The following is a 16,778-nucleotide window of genomic DNA, read 5'->3' on the forward strand; positions in this document are numbered from 1 at the left end:
TTGATTCGAACAGAAGAAATGATTTTAAATGTTGGACCGCAGCATCCTAGTACACATGGTGTACTTCGCTTATTAGTAAAAGTGGATGGAGAACGTATTGTAGAAGCTGAACCAGTAATCGGCTACTTACATCGTGGTACCGAAAAATTAGCCGAAGATTTAACCTATACGCAAATCATCCCGTATACAGACCGAATGGATTATCTATCTGCAATGACCAACAATTATGCCATTGTACATGCAACAGAAAAGATGATGGGGTTGGAAATCCCAGAACGAGCTGAGTTTTTACGAGTAATCGTAATGGAACTAAATCGGATTGCGAGTCATTTGGTTTGGATGGGTACATACCTACTCGATATTGGAGCAATGAGTCCCTTTCTCTACGCTTTTCGAGATCGCGAGCAAATTTTGGACTTATTTAACGAGTTATGTGGAGCGAGGCTGACATACAACTATATGCGTGTTGGCGGGGTAAAATGGGATGCGCCAAGCGGTTGGATAGGCAAAGTGGAACATTTTGTTACCTACTTGCAAAAGCAAATGAAAGAGTATCATCAACTGGTAACAGGGAATGAAATATTCATGCAGCGAACGAAGGGAATTGGCGTTTATGACCAAGAGACTGCTATAAGCTTTGCTCTTTCAGGAGCTAATCTGAGAGTTACCGGTTTGAGTTGGGATTTACGCAAGGATTCACCCTATTCCATCTACGAAAAATTTACTTTTGAAGTCCCTGTAGGTGAAGCAGGTGATCTCTATCAAAAGTATCTCTGTAGAATGAGAGAGATAGATGAATCACTAAAAATAGTAGCTCAAGCAGTTGCTGACTTTCCGGCTGAAGGAAAGATCATGGGAAAAGTTCCGCGTGTTCTGCGCGTACCAGAAGGAGAAGTGTATGTTGGAATTGAATCTCCACGCGGAGAATTAGGATGTCACATCGTTAGTAAAGGGAAGGATAAACCTTGGCGGCTCAAGTTTCGTCGGCCATCTTTTTATAATTTGCAAATCCTCCCTGTATTGCTGAAAGATGAGAACATCTCTAATTTAGTAGCTATCTTGGGTGGAATCGATATTGTATTGGGAGAGGTGGATGGTTGATGAATACATTGCTCCTATACTTAGGTCCTGTTATTTTATTGTTCGTCGTGCTCGGTTTTGTCACTTATGCCATTTTAGCAGAGCGAAAAGTGATCGGCTGGATACAGGGAAGAATAGGCCCTAACCAAGTAGGACCTTGGGGACTTTTACAGACAGTGGCGGATATTTTAAAACTGTTGATCAAAGAAGATACCATTCCAAAAAATGCAGATCACAGCCTGTTTAAACTCGCTCCTATCCTTGCATTTGTGCCCTCTTTTGCCGTGCTTGCAGTGATGCCATTTAGTTCTCAGATACAGTTTGCGAATATCGGTGTTGGTCTGCTTTACTATATGGCGATTTCTAGTATTACTACTATCGGCATATTGATAGGCGGATGGGCCTCCAATAATAAATATGCTCTATTAGGAGGTATGCGCTCAGCGGCTCAAATGATTAGTTATGAGATTCCGCTTGTTTTATCTGTAGTTGGAATCGTATTAACAGTTGGTTCCCTTAATTTAAATGAAATCGTCGCGGCGCAACAGAAGACATGGTTTGTATTTCCTCAAATAATTGGATTTGTTGTGTTTATCATTGCTTCTGTCTCAGAATTAAATCGTACGCCGTTTGATCTGCCTGAAGCAGAATCAGAGCTGGTAGCAGGTTACCATGTGGAGTACAGTGGTTTTCGTTTTGCTTTCTTTATGTTGTCAGAATATGTATATATTTTTGCTATGTCTTCCCTCACTACGGTTTTATTTTTAGGAGGCTGGAATGCCCCTTTTGGCCTGACATTTGTGCCGGGAATTGTTTGGTTTATCATAAAATTTTGCTTGGTCGTTTTCTTTTTATACTGGGTACGAGCGACGATGCCTCGGATTCGCGTCGATCAATTGATGCAGTTTGCGTGGAAAGTACTGCTTCCTATAGCATTAGCAAATATTGTGATCACTACTATCTTAAAAGAAGTTCCTTTTTTTGCTCCATACTACTAAAAGGAGGGTCTTAAAAATGCTGGGTTTGATGAAAGGTTTAAATGTTACTTTGAAAAATATGGTGAAACCAAAAGTAACCTACAACTATCCCAAGGAACCCCTAAAGATGCCTGATCGATTTCGCGGGATACAATATTTTGATCCAGATAAATGTATCGTTTGCAATCAATGTGTTCGTGTCTGTCCAACTGATTGCATTTCTTTAACTGGTAAAAAAAATCCTGATCCTGAGCAAAAAGGGAAAGTGATTGATACGTACGATATCAATTTTGAAATATGCATCCTCTGTGACTTATGTACAGAAGTTTGCCCTACAGAAGCAGTGGTGATGACCAATAATTTTGAGTTATCGACGTATTCCCGTGATGAATTGTTTAAAAATAGTGAATGGTTATTTGCTAACAATGAAAATATCCGTTCTGAAAACACATTGAATCCTCTGCCAGCAAAAAAGCCAAAAGGAGGATCTCCTTCATGAATGCTGAGTTCTTCGCTTTTTCCATTTTGTCGGTTTTTGCTATAGGAGGCGCAGTTTTTTTTCTTAACTCAGTCCGCGTGATGCATATGGCTATTTCTCTTGCATTTACATTCTTTAGTCTTGCCGGAATCTATTTGTTGTTACAAGCAGAGTTTTTAGCTGTTGTACAGGTGTTGATCTATGCAGGTGGAATATCGATTTTGATGATATTTGGAATTATGCTGACAAAGCCGGAAGAAGGAAGTCCTAGTCGATCTTTTCAGTACCATCAATGGATTAGTCTTGCTACAGTAACAAGTTTTTTTGTTATTATCATGGTCATTATTTATCAATCACCGATCTTTACTCCTTCCGAAAAGGTATCTAGTCCAAGTGTGCAAAAGATAGGCAGTATTTTATTTAAACAATTTGCTATTCCATTTGAGTTAGCTTCTATTTTATTGCTGGTTGCATTAATCGGGGCTATTGTACTAGCCAGAAAGGAGCAAAAGTGATATGTATTTGACTTCTTACTTGGCTTTGGCAGCTATTTTATTTTGTATTGGTCTTTATGGAGTATTGAGCAAAAGGAATGCAGTGATGTTGCTGTTTAGCGTGGAGTTGATGCTAAACGCTGTTAATTTAAATCTGGTTGCATTTTCGCGTTTAGGGTTATTTCCGAGTATAGATGGGCAAATCTTTACCTTTTTCACCATCACCGTTGCGGCAGCTGAAGCTGCGGTTGGGCTAGCAATCCTTATTTCCTTATATCGTAAAAAAGAAACAGCAGAAGCGGATCAATATAATTCCTTGAAAGGTTAGGAGGCTGATGACAATGACAGGTTTCGCATGGGCAGTTCCCTTGCTCCCACTGTTTGCTTTTGTTGTGCAATTGTTACTGCGAACAAAAGGGACGAAAAAACTCGTATCTTTCATTGGAGTTGGGCTGACGTTTTTGTCTTTTGTGTTTGCTGTTTATCTCGTTGCACAGAGCTTCTTTTGGAATCACGACATCCCAGCATGGAAAATTAACTGGCTACATATTGGTTCAAAAGTCGTTACTGTTGGAGCTAGTTTTGCTCCTCTACAAGTGCTCATGCTTTTTATTGTGTCTTTCGTTAGTTGTTTGGTTCAAATTTACTCGATCGGCTATATGAAGGATGATGGGCGGAGTAATACCTTTTTTGCTTATTTATCGTTATTTACGTTTTCTATGCTCGGCTTAGTAATTGCACCGAACTTTTTGGAACTTTACTTTTTCTGGGAACTAGTTGGTGTGTGCTCCTTCTTGCTAGTTGGGTTTTATTTTTATAAAGAATCAGCAAAACAAGCTGCCAAGAAAGCATTTATTGTAACCCGAATCGGTGATGTTGGTTTATTTATCGCGATTTGCCTATTGTTTTGGGAAGTTGGTAGTTTCGATTTTTCCATCATAAAAGAAGCAGTAGATACCAATCAGATATCTGCTAGTATGATTACCCTTATCGCTATTTTGATCTTTGCAGGAGCGGCCGGAAAATCTGGTCAATTTCCGCTCCATACATGGCTGCCTGATGCTATGGAAGGGCCTACACCGGTGAGTGCTTTAATCCATGCAGCGACAATGGTAGCAGCAGGTGTTTTTCTTGTGGCGGAAACTTTTTGGTTTTTTGAAGCATCTTCTACTGCTTTAGCTGTTGTATCGTACATAGGGGCATTTACAGCATTATTTGCAGCTCTTATCGCTTTGACTCAAACGGATATCAAGCGAGTGCTCGCGTATTCTACTGTAAGTCAGCTAGGATATATGATGTTGGGGCTCGGTTCGTTAGGCTTAACGGCAGGCTTATTTCACTTATTTACCCATGCATTCTTTAAAGCTTTGTTATTTTTGGTTGTTGGTGCAGTCATTGTTGCATATAACAAGGAACAAGATATTCGAAAAATGGGTGGATTAGGAAGAGAACAGAAATGCCTAGGAATTACATTTCTGATCGGTGGGCTTAGTATATCCGGCATTCCTCCATTTTCCGGTTTCTTTTCAAAAGATGAAATTTTTGCAGTAGTATATCAAAGCGGTAAATATGACTTGTTTGTAGCAGCATTGCTAACCGCTTTTTGTACCGCTTTTTATATATTTCGAGTCTATTTTCTCGTTTTTACTGGAAGAGGAGCGGTTAAGCAAGCCAAGACCTTCTCTTGGCATTATCAAGTACCTATATGGGTATTAGCCGTTTTTTCTGTAATTTCGGGTTTCCTGCAATTTCCCAAACCTATTTTAGGACACTGGTTGAAGGGAGCAGAAAGTGGAACTTTATGGTGGATAGCTCTTCTAGCCACATTCGTGTCTCTGTCAGGAATATTTTTGGCTTATGCGGTGTACCAAAAACAATGGATATCTGCCGCATCTCTCATGAAGTTTAGTAGTTTTGGCTATCGACTTTCTTATCGTAAGTTTTATATAGACGAGTGCTACCAAGCGTTATTTGTATGGTCTCTTCAAGGATTAGGCTGGTTATTGACGGGTTGGGATCGTTTTATTATTGGAGGTATCGCTCGTTTCATCAAATCATTACCATATGAGCTTGGTACGATTGGTTCTTATGTACAAAATGGTCAAGTTCAACGCTATCTTTTGATAAGTGTCTTTGGTTTTCTGATTCTTCTCCTAACCATCACAGCGGGGAGGTTGATCTTCTGATGGGACTTCTTTCATTTTTGCTATGTATTCCACTTTTAGGTGTGGTAGTACTTCAATTTTTATCTAAAACAGCAGTTAGCGCACATCGTGGTTTAGCTATTGTCTTTACTTTTATCGCTTTTGTTTTTAGCCTCTACTTATACTTTCCTTTCCAAGCGAGTCAAGGGTTGCAGTTTAAAGAAAATATACCTTGGTTTCATTTTGGATCAACAGATGGTTTTTTCTATAGTCTTGGTTTAGATGGGTTATCTCTGCCATTACTTGTCCTCACTACATTAGTTAGTTTTATCGCGTCCATGGCTTCTATCTATATGAAGGAACGCACAAAGACCTATTTTTCACTTTTTTTATTACTTGAATTAGGGATGATGGGTGTTTTTCTAGCTTCCAACCTGTTTTTGTTTTTCTTATTTTTTGAAGTTACGTTAGTAACCATGTTTTTCTTGATTGGAATTTGGGGATATTCTCAAAAAGAAAAAGCAGCATATCATTTTTTGATTTACAACGGATTAGGTTCAGCGTTTTTACTCATTGGTATTGTGGGGATATATGTAATTTTTGGGTCAGTAGATTACGAAGTTTTGAAGAACGAAATAGCTGTTGTTCCCCCTTCTGGAATTATTTGGACATTGCTGGCATTTTTATTGATAGCTTTTGCGATCAAGCTGCCAATTTTCCCTTTTCATCGTTGGATGTTACTTGTCCATGTAGAAGCACCGCCTTCTATTGTCATGATTCACGCAGGGATTTTATTAAAAATGGGTGCTTATGGGATGCTTAGATTTGGTGTTAGTATGTTTCCAAACTATATGGAGTACCTTTCTACTGTCTTAGCTGTGTTAGGACTTATCAATTTGCTATATGGAGCTATTTTAGCTTTTGCTCAGCAGGAACTAAAGAGTTTGTTAGCATATTCAAGTATCAGTCATATGGGAATCGTGCTATTAGGGATAGCAGCAGTAAATCAAGTTGGATTGCAAGGTGCTGTTTTTCAATCTATCTCCCATGGATTGTTATCGGCTCTATTCTTTTTCTTAGTTGGTTCTCTCTATCAGCGAACCAAATCAACTCAATTTGAGGATCTTGGAGGGCTTGCAAAGTCAATGCCGATTTTTTCAGGTATTTTGATGGTAGCGAGCTTGGGGTTATTAGGACTTCCTGGTTTATCAGGATTTATAAGTGAGTTTTTTTCCTTATTGGGATTGTTTGAAAAACATCCAATTTATGCTGCTGTAGCGACATTAGGCTTGATTTTAGCAGCTGTGTATACGCTGCGGGCTTTGATGTCAGTCACTTTTGGAGAGCAACAAAAAGCTTTTAAAACAAGGGACATCGATTGGAAAGAATGGGTTCCTATGTTTGTATTGGTCCTGCTTATCATTGCAATAGGAATCTATCCTGAACTAATAAGCAGCACATTAAATGGTGCGCTCAATACTATAGCATCTGGATGGAGGGGTTAAAGATGAATGAAATGATCATGCAACTCTCTCCAGAGTGGATATTACTAGTAGGGATTGCCTTAGTGTTAGTTGGGGAGATTTTGCTAAAGAAAGATAGTTCACGGTTTGTTCTAGGTGTTATTTCTATTTTAACGGTGATTGCTTCAGGGCTGTTTGTGTTACTACAAGACAAAGAAGTTATCAACATATTTAGTGGGAGTTTCATGAGTGATCCCACTATTCGATCTATTAAAATTCTGCTGATTGTGGGGACATTGCTTGTGCTCATTCTCTCCTTTGCCGAAATCGTTTCTGCCAAAGGAGAATATTATTTACTTCTTTTATCCGCTTTATTAGGTGCTATGACACTAGTAAGCTCTTCTGAGTTAATTTCGTTATTTGTCAGTTTGGAACTACTCAGTCTCTCTTCCTATGTACTGGTAGGCATGCATCAGGATCGAATGATTTCAAGTGAAGCGGCTTGGAAATATGTAGTTTATGGTGGAGCATCTTCTGCCTTTTTGCTCTATGGAATGTCATTTTTTTATGGCTTAACAGGTACCACAAAGTTAGTGGGTATGACTGATTCGCTTACTACTGCCTACAATAATGAACACGAGTTGTTACTATATTTGGGACTAGTTCTTCTGTTCATTGGGATTGGATTTAAGATCACTGCCGTTCCATTTCATATGTGGGCACCTGACGTTTACCAAGGTGCGCCTATGACAATCACTACTTTTTTAGCCGTAGTTTCTAAGATCGCTGGTTTTGTCTTTGCTCTTCGATTGTTTAGTGGATTGTTTCCTTCGGATGGACTAAAGCCAATTGTACATATGGTGGTTATCCCCGCAATGCTGGTCATTGCTATGTTGTCTATGATCGTTGGAAATGTTGTGGCGCTTAAACAATCGAACTTAAAACGGTTATTGGCATACTCTAGTATCGGGCATGCAGGTTATATGCTTGTTGCGATCATAAGTTTATTATTGAGTAAAGAGAAAGAAGCATTTTTCAGCTTATATTATTATTTTGTAGCTTATTTATTGGCTAGTGCAGGTGCTTTTGCTACTTTGCAAGTAATCGCCAAAGATCGTAGTCCTGATCAAAAAATGTTGAGTGGTCTGTATAAGAGATCACCATGGCTTGCCTTTTGTCTGACCGTATTTTTATTGTCACTAGCAGGAATTCCTTTTACGGCAGGTTTTATTGGAAAATTTACCATACTCATCAACGCATTTGGCAATAGTTTGTTTTGGCTCGCTGGCACTATGCTGCTCACGACTGTCATTTCCTATTACTACTACTTCCGATTAATTCGTCAGATGTACTGGAAAGAGGATGACAAAGTATCGCTGGATGAGATTCATTGGTCAACAGGAATTGTAATTGCAATAACGCTTATAGGGACATTTTTATTTGGAATTATGCCAAGTTTTGTCTTACAAAGCTTGAGTACCTGGATATCATAATGCAGAAATCCCCATCTTTAGTAGATGGGGATTTTTTATCAACACATTAATCGCCAATTTGTACAAAGTTATCCGTTTCTGCTAAGGCTTGAACCATTCGAGGATGAAGTGGAAGGATCAAATCAGCAGATTCTTTTTCAAATGTACCATTACGATTTAGTACATGTAATGCTTTGGCACGAATCTGATAATGTTTCCATGTAGGGTGTTGGAGTTCATTTTTGGGAAGTGTATAAGGAATCATCCCAATGATATCAGAGAGCATGAGATGATAGGTCATGTTCGGTTTTTGAAAGATAAATTCTTTTTTTGTCAGAGTAAATCGATAAGGATATTTCACCTGAGAAATAACTAATTCTCCAGAAAATCGTTTGATGTGAATAAAATCGGTATTTATATTCATCCCTCCAAACGTAATGAGTGTTATTATTGTAACATATATTTTCATCTGATTTTTGCAACGATTACTGGAGGAATCATAATGCAGGGACCTAATCCAAATACAAAATACCCAATGGAGCAAAATCCAAACGTACAGTTCATAAAAAACGTCGTTACTAGTCCCAATATACAAGTAGGGGACTACTCTTATTACCATTCCAATAATAGGGAATCATTCGAGGGTCAAGTGTTGTACCATTATGAAATTTATGGGGATAAATTGATTATAGGAAAGTTTTGCTCGATCGCAGCAGGTACAACTTTTATTATGAATGGGGCCAATCATCAAATGGATGGTTCAACATATCCATTTCATTTATTTGGAAATGGATGGGAAAAGTATGTGCCGTCATTGGACGATCTTCCATATAAAGGTGATACCACTGTTGGCAATGATGTTTGGATTGGAAGAAACGTGACTGTTATGCCAGGATTAAAAATTGGTGATGGAGCAATTATCGCTTCCAATGCAGTTGTTACCAGAGATGTAGAAGCCTATTCGATTGTTGGTGGGAATCCTGCAAAGGAGATAAAAAAACGATTTTCGAAAGAAAAAATTGATGAGTGGTTAACTTTAAAGTGGTGGGATTGGGATGTCGATCTTATAACTGCAAACATTGATAAGATTATTAGTGGAGATTTGGAAGAGTTAAAGCGAGTGACATAGTAGAAAGAAATGTTATGGAAAAAGTCCTTTTTATAAAGGGCTTTTTTTGTAGCGATAAACCGTCTATTGCCATATGAAAATAGTCAATAAAGGAAAATGTAATTATTATCATGTTATTCTGAAATGATATATGATTTCATCTCCATTTTCATTGTAAAATAAGAGGGAAGAAGGTTATTTTGAAAGAGGATAGAGGTAAGAGAAGATAATGATTATTCTAAAAATACTACTTTTTCTTTTGCCAATATTGGCATTTTTATTTGGAAAGTTGTTGTATGTCGGTTTAAAACGTACTTATCGCACACAGAGTATCTCTATCCCTGGATTGGGTATTTGGTTTGCTGGTCTAATTATTGGTTTGTTTATCATTTTTCTACTTTTGTTTGCGTTTGGTTTTGGTGTAGCTTTTTGGTTGTTTTAAAGTAAAGCCTCTTACAAGTAGCAAGAGGCTTTATCTTGCAGTGTCGCATACAAGGATACATCTAGGTCTACTTCTTCAATTAATCATTTACTTATTACAAATTGATCTATTACTTCAAATGGTAGATGGTCTTCAATAGAGTGATTGTAATGAGCAGTATCAATAATGCCATTTTCGTTGATGAGAAACTCAGCAGGGAGACGGTAGAAGTTAGAACCTTCTTCATGAATAAGTGGGAATCCAGCGGCCTCTGCTTTTGTAGTTAAAGATTGAACTTTTTGTTTGTCTTTTAAGGTTGCTTCTATTTTTTCTATGGAAGTCTCTACGTAGTATCGATTATAAATTTCGGCTTTCGGGTCTGCGATCAGAGAAAAGGGAGCTTGTTGTGTTCCGACGTGTGCTTGTACGTTTTCCTTTGGGGATTCAAAAAACGCAATGATTTCGAAGCCTTGTTTGTTCCAATTTGGATAACGTTGAATAAGCTGGTGTACATGTAAGTTACATAAAGCGCAAGCAGAAAAGCGAAAGAAAGATACCAATACTTTTTTTCCACGAAAAGCTTTTAACGAGACAGGTTTTCCATTTTGATCCACACATTGAAAATCGGGAGCAATTGCACCAGATATAAGAGTTTTCATTTTCATCCTCCTGTTATGTTTTTTATCATTCTAACTAAGGTGAACATATTCTCTCTGTAACTTAGTTACATAACAGAGGTTTCTAATTGTTCTCTGTGTAAAATTATTATTTTTCCCCGCCCTGTTTCAATCCATCCTTTCCGTTTATATTGCGTGAGATATCGACTCACCACTTCTCTAGCAGTTCCTATTTCCTTTGCTAATTCAAGATGTGTTATTGGAATAATTCCATTATGGATTGTATCTAGTTGTAATAGTGTTCTCATTAGTCTTTTATCAATAGACTCTTCCTCTTGTTGTTTTCTTTCTCCCATGCGAAGCATTCCTGTCAACAAATCACCGAATATGTGATGACGTATGGATTCATACTGGAGAACCCATTTTAGAAAACTGGCTTTGCGAACAAATAAAACTTCGACCTCTGTAGTAGATATGATTGTTCCCGGATAATCTCTTCCGCTTAAGCCGCTTAGTGTTAATAGCCCGCAAACTTCACCTGCTGAGAGTGTATTGGAGATACTTTCTCTTCCATTTTCATCAATTGCGGTGATATTGGCTGTTCCGCGTAGTAAAAACATACTATTTTTTTCAGAGACTTGAGAGTCAAAAAAATTTGTTTTAGCAGGGAATACGTGTATCGATGCTTGAGCCTCCTTCCATTCTTGTAAAGCAAGTATTTTTAAGCTTGGAAAAATATGGAATATACTAGTGCGGGTGGCATCAGTTAACATGGTATGTATCCTTTCTTTTTGCTAGAATTGTAGATGTTGTTCTAATTTGTAAATTGAATCTCTTTCAAGAATAATCTCAAAAAATGTTTTGCGATGGAACTGTTTTTTCGTGTACGATAGACTTGTTGTGTGAACCGTGAACAATGGAGGTGCTATCATGGAGCAAGCAACAGAACTTGGTGTTTCCGCCCTAACAAACATCATCTTCTCTTTAACCTTGATTGCCTTTACATGGTGGGTGTTACTCCGTGTTCGGATCGAAGCGATATTGAAGATAAAAGAGCCTTGGTTTGCTTTTATTGTCATGATGATGTTATCGATCATCATCGGCCATCAACTAGCCCTTTTCTTTATCAATTATTTAGATTGGTCTAGGATTATCGGGCAGTATCTTTTCTAGCATCATTTGTATAAACTCTCATCCGCACGTACACAATGGATATCAAATGGCTGTAGGGAGAGTTTATGATGTTGCGATGGATCGGTATCTTGCTTATTAGTAGTATTATTTTGATGGGAAGTAGCCAAGCAGGTTCAGTAGTACCTCAAAAGTTACTTGGAGTAGCCTACCAAATGGAGATCGAGCCGACATCTTATGTTGTTCATCACAGTGGTCGTATGGGTCACCTGTTATCTTCTTCACAAGCAGAACAAAACATGCGACAATGGGTGAATGAGCTTTCTCTAGGCAAGTTAGAAAAACGTACGGATCAAGATGGTATTCGCTATGATGCTTCTGGAAAGTGGGGAAATTTAGAGGTCTCATTTTATATGATCATCGACCAACCTGAGGCAAAAGTATCAGAGCCATACATAGCGATACAAGTGACAGGCCATGGAAAGCCAAAAGATGATTGGCCTAAGGCGGCGGATCGAATCCAAAAATTCCTTTTCGAACAAGAGATTCCTACACATCTGCATTACTCGATACAAGGAAATTTAGATCATTCCACAGATACAATAAAGACTGCACATAACATTGTGAAACTATTAGATGCAAAAGAGATAGAAGGAATGGAAACCGATCAGACTGTGAGTATTTCCGCATACTCATCTTTGTTTCCGGAGAGTATCCAAACCGGGGGAGGAAAAATGAATCTCCAAGTAGCAACCCATCGTGATGCAAAAGATGGCAAGCTAATCGTGACAATTGGTTCGCCAATTATTACAGTGGAATATTAAGATCATCTGGGGGGAAGACATGTGGAAAAAATTATCGTTCAAGGTGGAAACCGTTTGCAAGGCAAAGTGAAAGTACATGGTGCTAAAAATGCGGTTCTACCGTTGATAGCGGCATCTATTTTGCCAGCAAGAGGGAGTATTACCATTTTGGATGTGCCTATGTTAGACGACGTAAAAACGATTACCAAAATGTTGTCTAGTTTAGGAATAAAAGCAGAACTCGGAGAAGATAGCGTACACATAGATGCTCAAACATTTGAGACCACACAAGCTCCGTATGATTTGGTTCGGAAAATGCGAGCTTCGTTTCTCATTATGGGTCCACTTCTGGCGAGAAAAAAACATGCGCGAATTCCGTTACCTGGAGGATGTGCAATTGGCAGCCGTCCGATTGATCAGCACTTAAAAGGCTTAGAAGCAATGGGAGTTCAATTTGAAATTGAAGCTGGACATATTGAAGGCCGAGTTGCAGATCGACTGCAAGGAGCGAGTATTTATTTGGATTTCCCAAGTGTAGGTGCTACTCAAAATATTATGATGGCAGCTAGTCTTGCAAATGGTCGTACGGTGATTGAGAATGCAGCATGTGAACCAGAAATTGTCGATCTAGCAAATTTCCTCAATGCAATGGGGGCAAAGGTTCGGGGAGCTGGAACCGATGAGATTCGCATTGATGGAGTTGACTTTTTACATGGAACCGAATATACCGTGATTACCGATCGGATTGAAGCGGGAACTTATATGGTTGCTGCTGCTATCTCTCGTGGGGAAGTATTTGTAGAAGGGGCGATTGCTGAACATCTCATCCCTCTTATTGCGAAATTACGCGAGATGGGTGTACAAGTGATGGTGAGCGAAGATGGTATTTTGGTTCGGGCAGAAGGGGAATTAAAACCAATTGATGTCAAAACCTTACCTTACCCAGGATTCCCTACTGATCTTCAATCACAGGTGATGGCACTTCAATTAACTGCTAAAGGTACTAGTCTCATGTCAGAGACCGTATTTGAAAATCGTTTTATGCATGTGGAAGAGCTGAAACGGATGAGTGCTCATATTAAAATTGATGGTAGAACCGCTGTGATCGAAGGAGGCCATCCGCTCTCCGGTGCACAAGTGACATCTACAGATTTGCGTGCAGGAGCAGCTTTGATCTTAGCTGGGCTCGTAGCAGATGGAGAAACAGAAGTGTACGGTTTACATCATGTGGATCGTGGCTATGTGGATATTGTCGGGAAGCTACAGTCATTAGGTGCAAAGATCAAGCGTGTAACTGTGGAAGAGGAAATTTCCGCAACTAGTCATTCCTATGCATAAAGTTGCCAATGTGGAAATCGCTCTATGTTAGAGCGATTTTTTTCTTTATAATGAATCATAGGTATTCCAGCACAGAAGGGAAAAAGATGTTTTTCGGGATGGAACTATTCTGTCAATTCATCACTCTATCTTCGCAAAATCGAGCTCAAAAGAACTTGAAAAAGAGGGCAGAGAGAGTGGATGAATTTGTATGTTCAGAAACGAGGATGTTCTTTTACGTCCTCGCTGGCATAGTGATTCTCTGTCTCATCGCAAACATAGGAGTGACCCTCTTGTCGTGAGGAATGCTGCTTGCTCGTGCGGCCATATGGGTTCGCACGAGCAAGACTGATACATATTACTTTGATAGAAGAGTTCTAATCTACTATTTCTGCTAATAGGCTAAGAGAAAGATTCCTGTTAGGAGGTTTTTTTTTGTCCCATAACTACAAATTTGTTGGATTGATGTGTTCCCTTTTTGTCCTTTTACCACTAGCTATCGTGTTGATTCCAATGGTTTTAGTAGACTTTCAGCAAGATGGTATAAAAGTAGATGCTCTCGCTCCTGAGCGTAACAATGACCTAGCTGATGACTCTAAAATTTATATAAATGTTAAGTTATCCGCTGAAAAAAAGATCGTTCAGCTTCCACTAGAAGATTATATTCGCGGGGTGGTAGCTTCTGAGATGCCAGCAGAATTTGAACCCGAATCTCTACGAGCACAGGCGATGGCGGCCCGTACTTATATTTATAGTCGTGTGAAAAATAAAGAAGCAACCGTTACAGATACGGTTAAAGATCAAGTATATGCTACAGATGAAAAACTAAAGAAAAAGTGGGGAATTCACTATCAACAAAATATGACAAAAGTTCGTGATGCAGTAAACTCAACAAAAGGGAAAATTATTACCTATCAAGATAAACCAATCTATGCAGCTTTTTTTTCAACTAGTAATGGATACACAGAAAACTCAGAGGAATATTTTACAGAAGCCTACCCATATTTGCGAAGTGTTCCATCAATTTGGGATAAACTATCTCCAAAGTTTATGCGCAGTAAAACATTCACGGTATCTTCTGTCGTCCAATCATTGGAACAACATACTGGGAAAAAAGTTTCCATCACAGCCTTTTCACAAAGACACCCTATAATTTTAAAAAGAACTTCTGGAAAACGAGTTGCCAAAATCAAAATTGGAGATCACATTTTTACAGGGAGAGAAGTCAGAGAGGCATTGGGATTGGCATCCTCTGATTTTTCGTGGAAGCAAGCGGGGGATCACATCACTTTTATTACCCATGGATTTGGGCATGGTGTTGGCATGAGTCAATGGGGGGCGAATTTGATGGCAAAACAAGGAAGGTCAGCCGAAGCGATTATCACCTATTATTATCGGGGTACGGAAATTGAAAATATAAAATATTAGTTGATATCAATTATAATTTTTTCTATAATCAAAAAGAAATTCGACCATGAAAAGACGAGAAGAGGCATCGTGGCGATCCGTTCTTTGAATGCAACCGAGAGAAACATCATGGAGGACGGAAAGGAAGTCCCGCAGCTCATGCCCGCGTATGTACGTGATGGGAAGGTCTATCGTCTCCCTGATCCGGAAGATGGTGTAGAGATCTACGTGGAAGTGAATGTCTACGACATTGCTTCTAAGGGACGATCCGATCTCCGGCTAGTAAAGTAACTCTGGTCATTCATAAGGACTGCCATGTGTGATGCATGGCAGTCTGATGCTAAAAATAAAATTCTATATATAAATAGAAACACCAGCATTCGAAATAGTTTGCTGGTGTTTTCCTTTCTTTTTTCTTGATTTGCAATTTTCTTTTGAATATAATGAAGTTAACCGAATACAGTTCAGGAGGAACTACCATGCTCGAGAAGCTGAGCTCCCACCAGATCGCGCAGATGTTCGCCACCGACCGCAACAAGCCGTCGCGAGGCACGTCCGTCGCCGGTACCTACGGTGCGGGTGGCCGTAAGAAGCGTCAGGGGCGTAAGGGGATCCGCAAGTAGTCCTCCTGAACCCCTCTCAGGGTGAGACTGGATCACACGAGTGATCTAGACTCACCCTGAGCCCATTTCAAGCAAGAACTAAGTCAAATAACTAATCTCTGCTTGAGGAAAATACTGCTGCACCAACTTCTTCATATGCACACGTATTGCCTCCATATGTACATCTTGGTATACATACTTCGTTCGACCATAACGTCCCCATTTCTTTTTCCGCTCTTCTTCGTTCATCTCCAATTTTGTTTTAGGATAACGCTTTTCAATGATGTTTTTTGCTGTTTTTGTAAATCGATGGGTAATCAGTTCAAAGGTGAGGTCATCTATATCCGGCAAGGTATCATGTAATTTTTGGATTAAATCCGAGTAGCCATCTTCCCATCCATCAAATATCATGATCGGTGCGATGATAAATCCGAGTGGATATCCTGCTCTGGCTACTTTTCCAGCGGCTTCAATGCGGTCAGCTAAAGGAGAAGTTGAGGGTTCGAAGTTTTTTACGACATAGTCCGCATTAACACTAAAGCGAAAGCGAGTATGGCCATTATGTTTCGCATCGAGTAAGCTGTCGACATTGGCGTATTTGGTAACAAAACGAAGCCTGCCTAATTCTTTTTCTCCCATATATTCAATCGCTTTTTTTAGTGAGCCAGAAATGTGTTCAATGCCAACTGGATCTGAGGTACAAGCAGCTTCAAACCGAGTGATCTCAGGTGCCCTTTCGGCAATGTAATGATCAGCTGCTTGGAAAATATCATCTAAGTTTACATAGATACGAACGTAAGGACGTGCTCCCATCGTTGTTTGGAGATAACAGTAATGACAATGCCCCATACATCCAGTAGCAAGTGGAATGGCGTATTCTGCGGATGGCTTTGAGGTGTCAAATTTAAGTGTTTTTCGAATACCTACCACTAATGTTCGCTTTGCAATCCGGTACTTTTCCAATTCCGTTTCTCCTGGAAGACTCGTAATGCGATTGTGGGAAGTGGTCATTTCTACAGGGATATCGGTTTGTTTATATTTTTTATATAGTTCTTTTCCAAGTGGATAATCCAAAACTGCCGGTTCAAAGTAAACTAGTTCAGGTTGAAATAGTTTCATGGGTTAACTCCTGTTGCACATTTACTTATACTTTTTCCATAAGAAGTTAGGAAAAATAGGTACAATAATTACCAATGAAATGGTTGTTTCTTTTAGCTTTTCTTGCTTTTGCATTTGTCCCCCACTAAATATTAACCAAGTGTTT

The 16,778-nt window shown here is 39.2% G+C and carries 20 protein-coding genes; 16 read left to right on the top strand and 4 right to left on the bottom strand.

Features of this window, described 5'->3' with window-relative positions:
* From AC5WOE_RS11045 to AC5WOE_RS11080, 8 genes are read left to right on the top strand one after another with little or no spacing between them, the layout of a single operon-like run.
* Window positions 1–1,101 carry an NADH-quinone oxidoreductase subunit D gene (locus AC5WOE_RS11045; protein ID WP_496052598.1) on the top strand — a complete coding sequence of 367 codons (1,101 nt, stop codon included), beginning with the start codon at window positions 1–3 and terminating at the stop codon, window positions 1,099–1,101.
* Window positions 1,101–2,078: an NADH-quinone oxidoreductase subunit NuoH gene (gene nuoH, locus AC5WOE_RS11050; protein WP_496052599.1), complete on the top strand. Its 978-nt coding sequence runs from the start codon at window positions 1,101–1,103 to the stop codon at window positions 2,076–2,078. Before AC5WOE_RS11045 ends, nuoH begins: the two co-directional genes overlap by 1 nt.
* Window positions 2,079–2,094: 16 nt before the next feature.
* Window positions 2,095–2,556, top strand: a complete 462-nt coding sequence (gene nuoI, locus AC5WOE_RS11055; RefSeq protein ID WP_496050246.1) for an NADH-quinone oxidoreductase subunit NuoI — start codon at window positions 2,095–2,097, stop codon at window positions 2,554–2,556.
* A complete protein-coding gene (locus tag AC5WOE_RS11060; RefSeq protein ID WP_496052600.1) occupies window positions 2,553–3,050 on the top strand; it encodes an NADH-quinone oxidoreductase subunit J in 498 nt (165 codons plus the stop codon). Before nuoI ends, AC5WOE_RS11060 begins: the two co-directional genes overlap by 4 nt.
* Before the next feature lies 1 nt (window position 3,051).
* Entirely contained in the window at window positions 3,052–3,357 is a 306-nt protein-coding gene (gene nuoK / locus AC5WOE_RS11065) for an NADH-quinone oxidoreductase subunit NuoK (RefSeq protein ID WP_496052601.1), read from the top strand.
* Between the two features lie 13 nt (window positions 3,358–3,370).
* Window positions 3,371–5,215, top strand: a complete 1,845-nt coding sequence (gene nuoL, locus AC5WOE_RS11070; RefSeq protein WP_496052602.1) for an NADH-quinone oxidoreductase subunit L — start codon at window positions 3,371–3,373, stop codon at window positions 5,213–5,215.
* Window positions 5,215–6,678 carry a complex I subunit 4 family protein gene (locus tag AC5WOE_RS11075; protein ID WP_496050250.1) on the top strand — a complete coding sequence of 488 codons (1,464 nt, stop codon included), beginning with the start codon at window positions 5,215–5,217 and terminating at the stop codon, window positions 6,676–6,678. Before nuoL ends, AC5WOE_RS11075 begins: the two co-directional genes overlap by 1 nt.
* Window positions 6,679–6,680: 2 nt before the next feature.
* Window positions 6,681–8,129: an NADH-quinone oxidoreductase subunit N gene (locus AC5WOE_RS11080; RefSeq protein WP_496052603.1), complete on the top strand. Its 1,449-nt coding sequence runs from the start codon at window positions 6,681–6,683 to the stop codon at window positions 8,127–8,129.
* Window positions 8,130–8,175: 46 nt separating this feature from the next.
* On the opposite strand, the gene AC5WOE_RS11085 is transcribed toward AC5WOE_RS11080, so the two are convergent.
* Window positions 8,176–8,532 carry a hypothetical protein gene (locus AC5WOE_RS11085; RefSeq protein WP_496050252.1) on the bottom strand — a complete coding sequence of 119 codons (357 nt, stop codon included), beginning with the start codon at window positions 8,530–8,532 and terminating at the stop codon, window positions 8,176–8,178.
* Window positions 8,533–8,610: 78 nt separating this feature from the next.
* On the opposite strand from AC5WOE_RS11085, the gene AC5WOE_RS11090 reads away from it, so the two are divergent.
* Both AC5WOE_RS11090 and AC5WOE_RS11095 read left to right on the top strand, forming a co-directional pair.
* Window positions 8,611–9,237 carry a Vat family streptogramin A O-acetyltransferase gene (locus AC5WOE_RS11090; RefSeq protein WP_496050253.1) on the top strand — a complete coding sequence of 209 codons (627 nt, stop codon included), beginning with the start codon at window positions 8,611–8,613 and terminating at the stop codon, window positions 9,235–9,237.
* 208 nt (window positions 9,238–9,445) lie between these two features.
* Window positions 9,446–9,658 (top strand): hypothetical protein, encoded by a 213-nt coding sequence (locus AC5WOE_RS11095; protein ID WP_496050254.1) that lies wholly within the window; start codon window positions 9,446–9,448, stop codon window positions 9,656–9,658.
* A gap of 83 nt (window positions 9,659–9,741) precedes the next feature.
* Here AC5WOE_RS11095 and AC5WOE_RS11100 read toward each other — a convergent pair whose 3' ends face one another.
* Window positions 9,742–10,296, bottom strand: coding sequence for a peroxiredoxin family protein (locus AC5WOE_RS11100; RefSeq protein ID WP_496052604.1), 555 nt, complete (start codon window positions 10,294–10,296; stop codon window positions 9,742–9,744).
* Window positions 10,297–10,361: 65 nt separating this feature from the next.
* Entirely contained in the window at window positions 10,362–11,027 is a 666-nt protein-coding gene (locus AC5WOE_RS11105) for a Crp/Fnr family transcriptional regulator (protein WP_496050256.1), read from the bottom strand.
* Between the two features lie 157 nt (window positions 11,028–11,184).
* Between AC5WOE_RS11105 and AC5WOE_RS11110 the strand changes: the two genes are divergently transcribed.
* The 6 genes from AC5WOE_RS11110 (at window position 11,185) to AC5WOE_RS11135 (ending at window position 15,535) form a co-directional block, all read left to right on the top strand.
* Entirely contained in the window at window positions 11,185–11,427 is a 243-nt protein-coding gene (locus AC5WOE_RS11110) for a DUF1146 family protein (protein ID WP_496050257.1), read from the top strand.
* A 68-nt stretch (window positions 11,428–11,495) separates the two neighbouring features.
* Window positions 11,496–12,209, top strand: a complete 714-nt coding sequence (locus AC5WOE_RS11115; RefSeq protein ID WP_496050258.1) for a YwmB family TATA-box binding protein — start codon at window positions 11,496–11,498, stop codon at window positions 12,207–12,209.
* A 21-nt stretch (window positions 12,210–12,230) separates the two neighbouring features.
* Window positions 12,231–13,526, top strand: a complete 1,296-nt coding sequence (gene murA, locus AC5WOE_RS11120; RefSeq protein WP_496052605.1) for a UDP-N-acetylglucosamine 1-carboxyvinyltransferase — start codon at window positions 12,231–12,233, stop codon at window positions 13,524–13,526.
* Between the two features lie 414 nt (window positions 13,527–13,940).
* On the top strand, window positions 13,941–14,933 hold the full coding sequence (gene spoIID / locus AC5WOE_RS11125; RefSeq protein WP_496052606.1) for a stage II sporulation protein D: 993 nt from the start codon (window positions 13,941–13,943) through the stop codon (window positions 14,931–14,933).
* 138 nt (window positions 14,934–15,071) lie between these two features.
* Window positions 15,072–15,203, top strand: coding sequence for a hypothetical protein (locus tag AC5WOE_RS11130; protein WP_496050261.1), 132 nt, complete (start codon window positions 15,072–15,074; stop codon window positions 15,201–15,203).
* A gap of 188 nt (window positions 15,204–15,391) precedes the next feature.
* Window positions 15,392–15,535 (top strand): hypothetical protein, encoded by a 144-nt coding sequence (locus AC5WOE_RS11135; RefSeq protein WP_496052607.1) that lies wholly within the window; start codon window positions 15,392–15,394, stop codon window positions 15,533–15,535.
* A gap of 78 nt (window positions 15,536–15,613) precedes the next feature.
* On the opposite strand, the gene splB is transcribed toward AC5WOE_RS11135, so the two are convergent.
* Window positions 15,614–16,633 carry a spore photoproduct lyase gene (splB, locus tag AC5WOE_RS11140; RefSeq protein ID WP_496052608.1) on the bottom strand — a complete coding sequence of 340 codons (1,020 nt, stop codon included), beginning with the start codon at window positions 16,631–16,633 and terminating at the stop codon, window positions 15,614–15,616.
* Window positions 16,634–16,778 lie beyond the last annotated feature (145 nt).

The sequence above is a fragment of the Shimazuella sp. NTD248 genome, assembly GCF_059510395.1.

Coding starts and splice junctions, on each gene's coding strand:
- nuoL (WP_496052602.1), top strand. CDS start 3,371: ATGACAGGTTTCGCATGGGCAGTTCCCTTGCTCCCACTGTTTGCTTTT.
- splB (WP_496052608.1), bottom strand. CDS start 16,633: ATGAAACTATTTCAACCTGAACTAGTTTACTTTGAACCGGCAGTTTTG.
- nuoK (WP_496052601.1), top strand. CDS start 3,052: ATGTATTTGACTTCTTACTTGGCTTTGGCAGCTATTTTATTTTGTATT.
- AC5WOE_RS11095 (WP_496050254.1), top strand. CDS start 9,446: ATGATTATTCTAAAAATACTACTTTTTCTTTTGCCAATATTGGCATTT.
- AC5WOE_RS11100 (WP_496052604.1), bottom strand. CDS start 10,296: ATGAAAACTCTTATATCTGGTGCAATTGCTCCCGATTTTCAATGTGTG.
- nuoI (WP_496050246.1), top strand. CDS start 2,095: ATGCTGGGTTTGATGAAAGGTTTAAATGTTACTTTGAAAAATATGGTG.
- AC5WOE_RS11060 (WP_496052600.1), top strand. CDS start 2,553: ATGAATGCTGAGTTCTTCGCTTTTTCCATTTTGTCGGTTTTTGCTATA.
- AC5WOE_RS11135 (WP_496052607.1), top strand. CDS start 15,392: ATGCTCGAGAAGCTGAGCTCCCACCAGATCGCGCAGATGTTCGCCACC.
- AC5WOE_RS11115 (WP_496050258.1), top strand. CDS start 11,496: ATGTTGCGATGGATCGGTATCTTGCTTATTAGTAGTATTATTTTGATG.
- AC5WOE_RS11080 (WP_496052603.1), top strand. CDS start 6,681: ATGAATGAAATGATCATGCAACTCTCTCCAGAGTGGATATTACTAGTA.
- AC5WOE_RS11130 (WP_496050261.1), top strand. CDS start 15,072: ATGCCCGCGTATGTACGTGATGGGAAGGTCTATCGTCTCCCTGATCCG.
- AC5WOE_RS11075 (WP_496050250.1), top strand. CDS start 5,215: ATGGGACTTCTTTCATTTTTGCTATGTATTCCACTTTTAGGTGTGGTA.
- nuoH (WP_496052599.1), top strand. CDS start 1,101: ATGAATACATTGCTCCTATACTTAGGTCCTGTTATTTTATTGTTCGTC.
- AC5WOE_RS11090 (WP_496050253.1), top strand. CDS start 8,611: ATGCAGGGACCTAATCCAAATACAAAATACCCAATGGAGCAAAATCCA.
- AC5WOE_RS11105 (WP_496050256.1), bottom strand. CDS start 11,027: ATGTTAACTGATGCCACCCGCACTAGTATATTCCATATTTTTCCAAGC.
- AC5WOE_RS11085 (WP_496050252.1), bottom strand. CDS start 8,532: ATGAATATAAATACCGATTTTATTCACATCAAACGATTTTCTGGAGAA.
- AC5WOE_RS11110 (WP_496050257.1), top strand. CDS start 11,185: ATGGAGCAAGCAACAGAACTTGGTGTTTCCGCCCTAACAAACATCATC.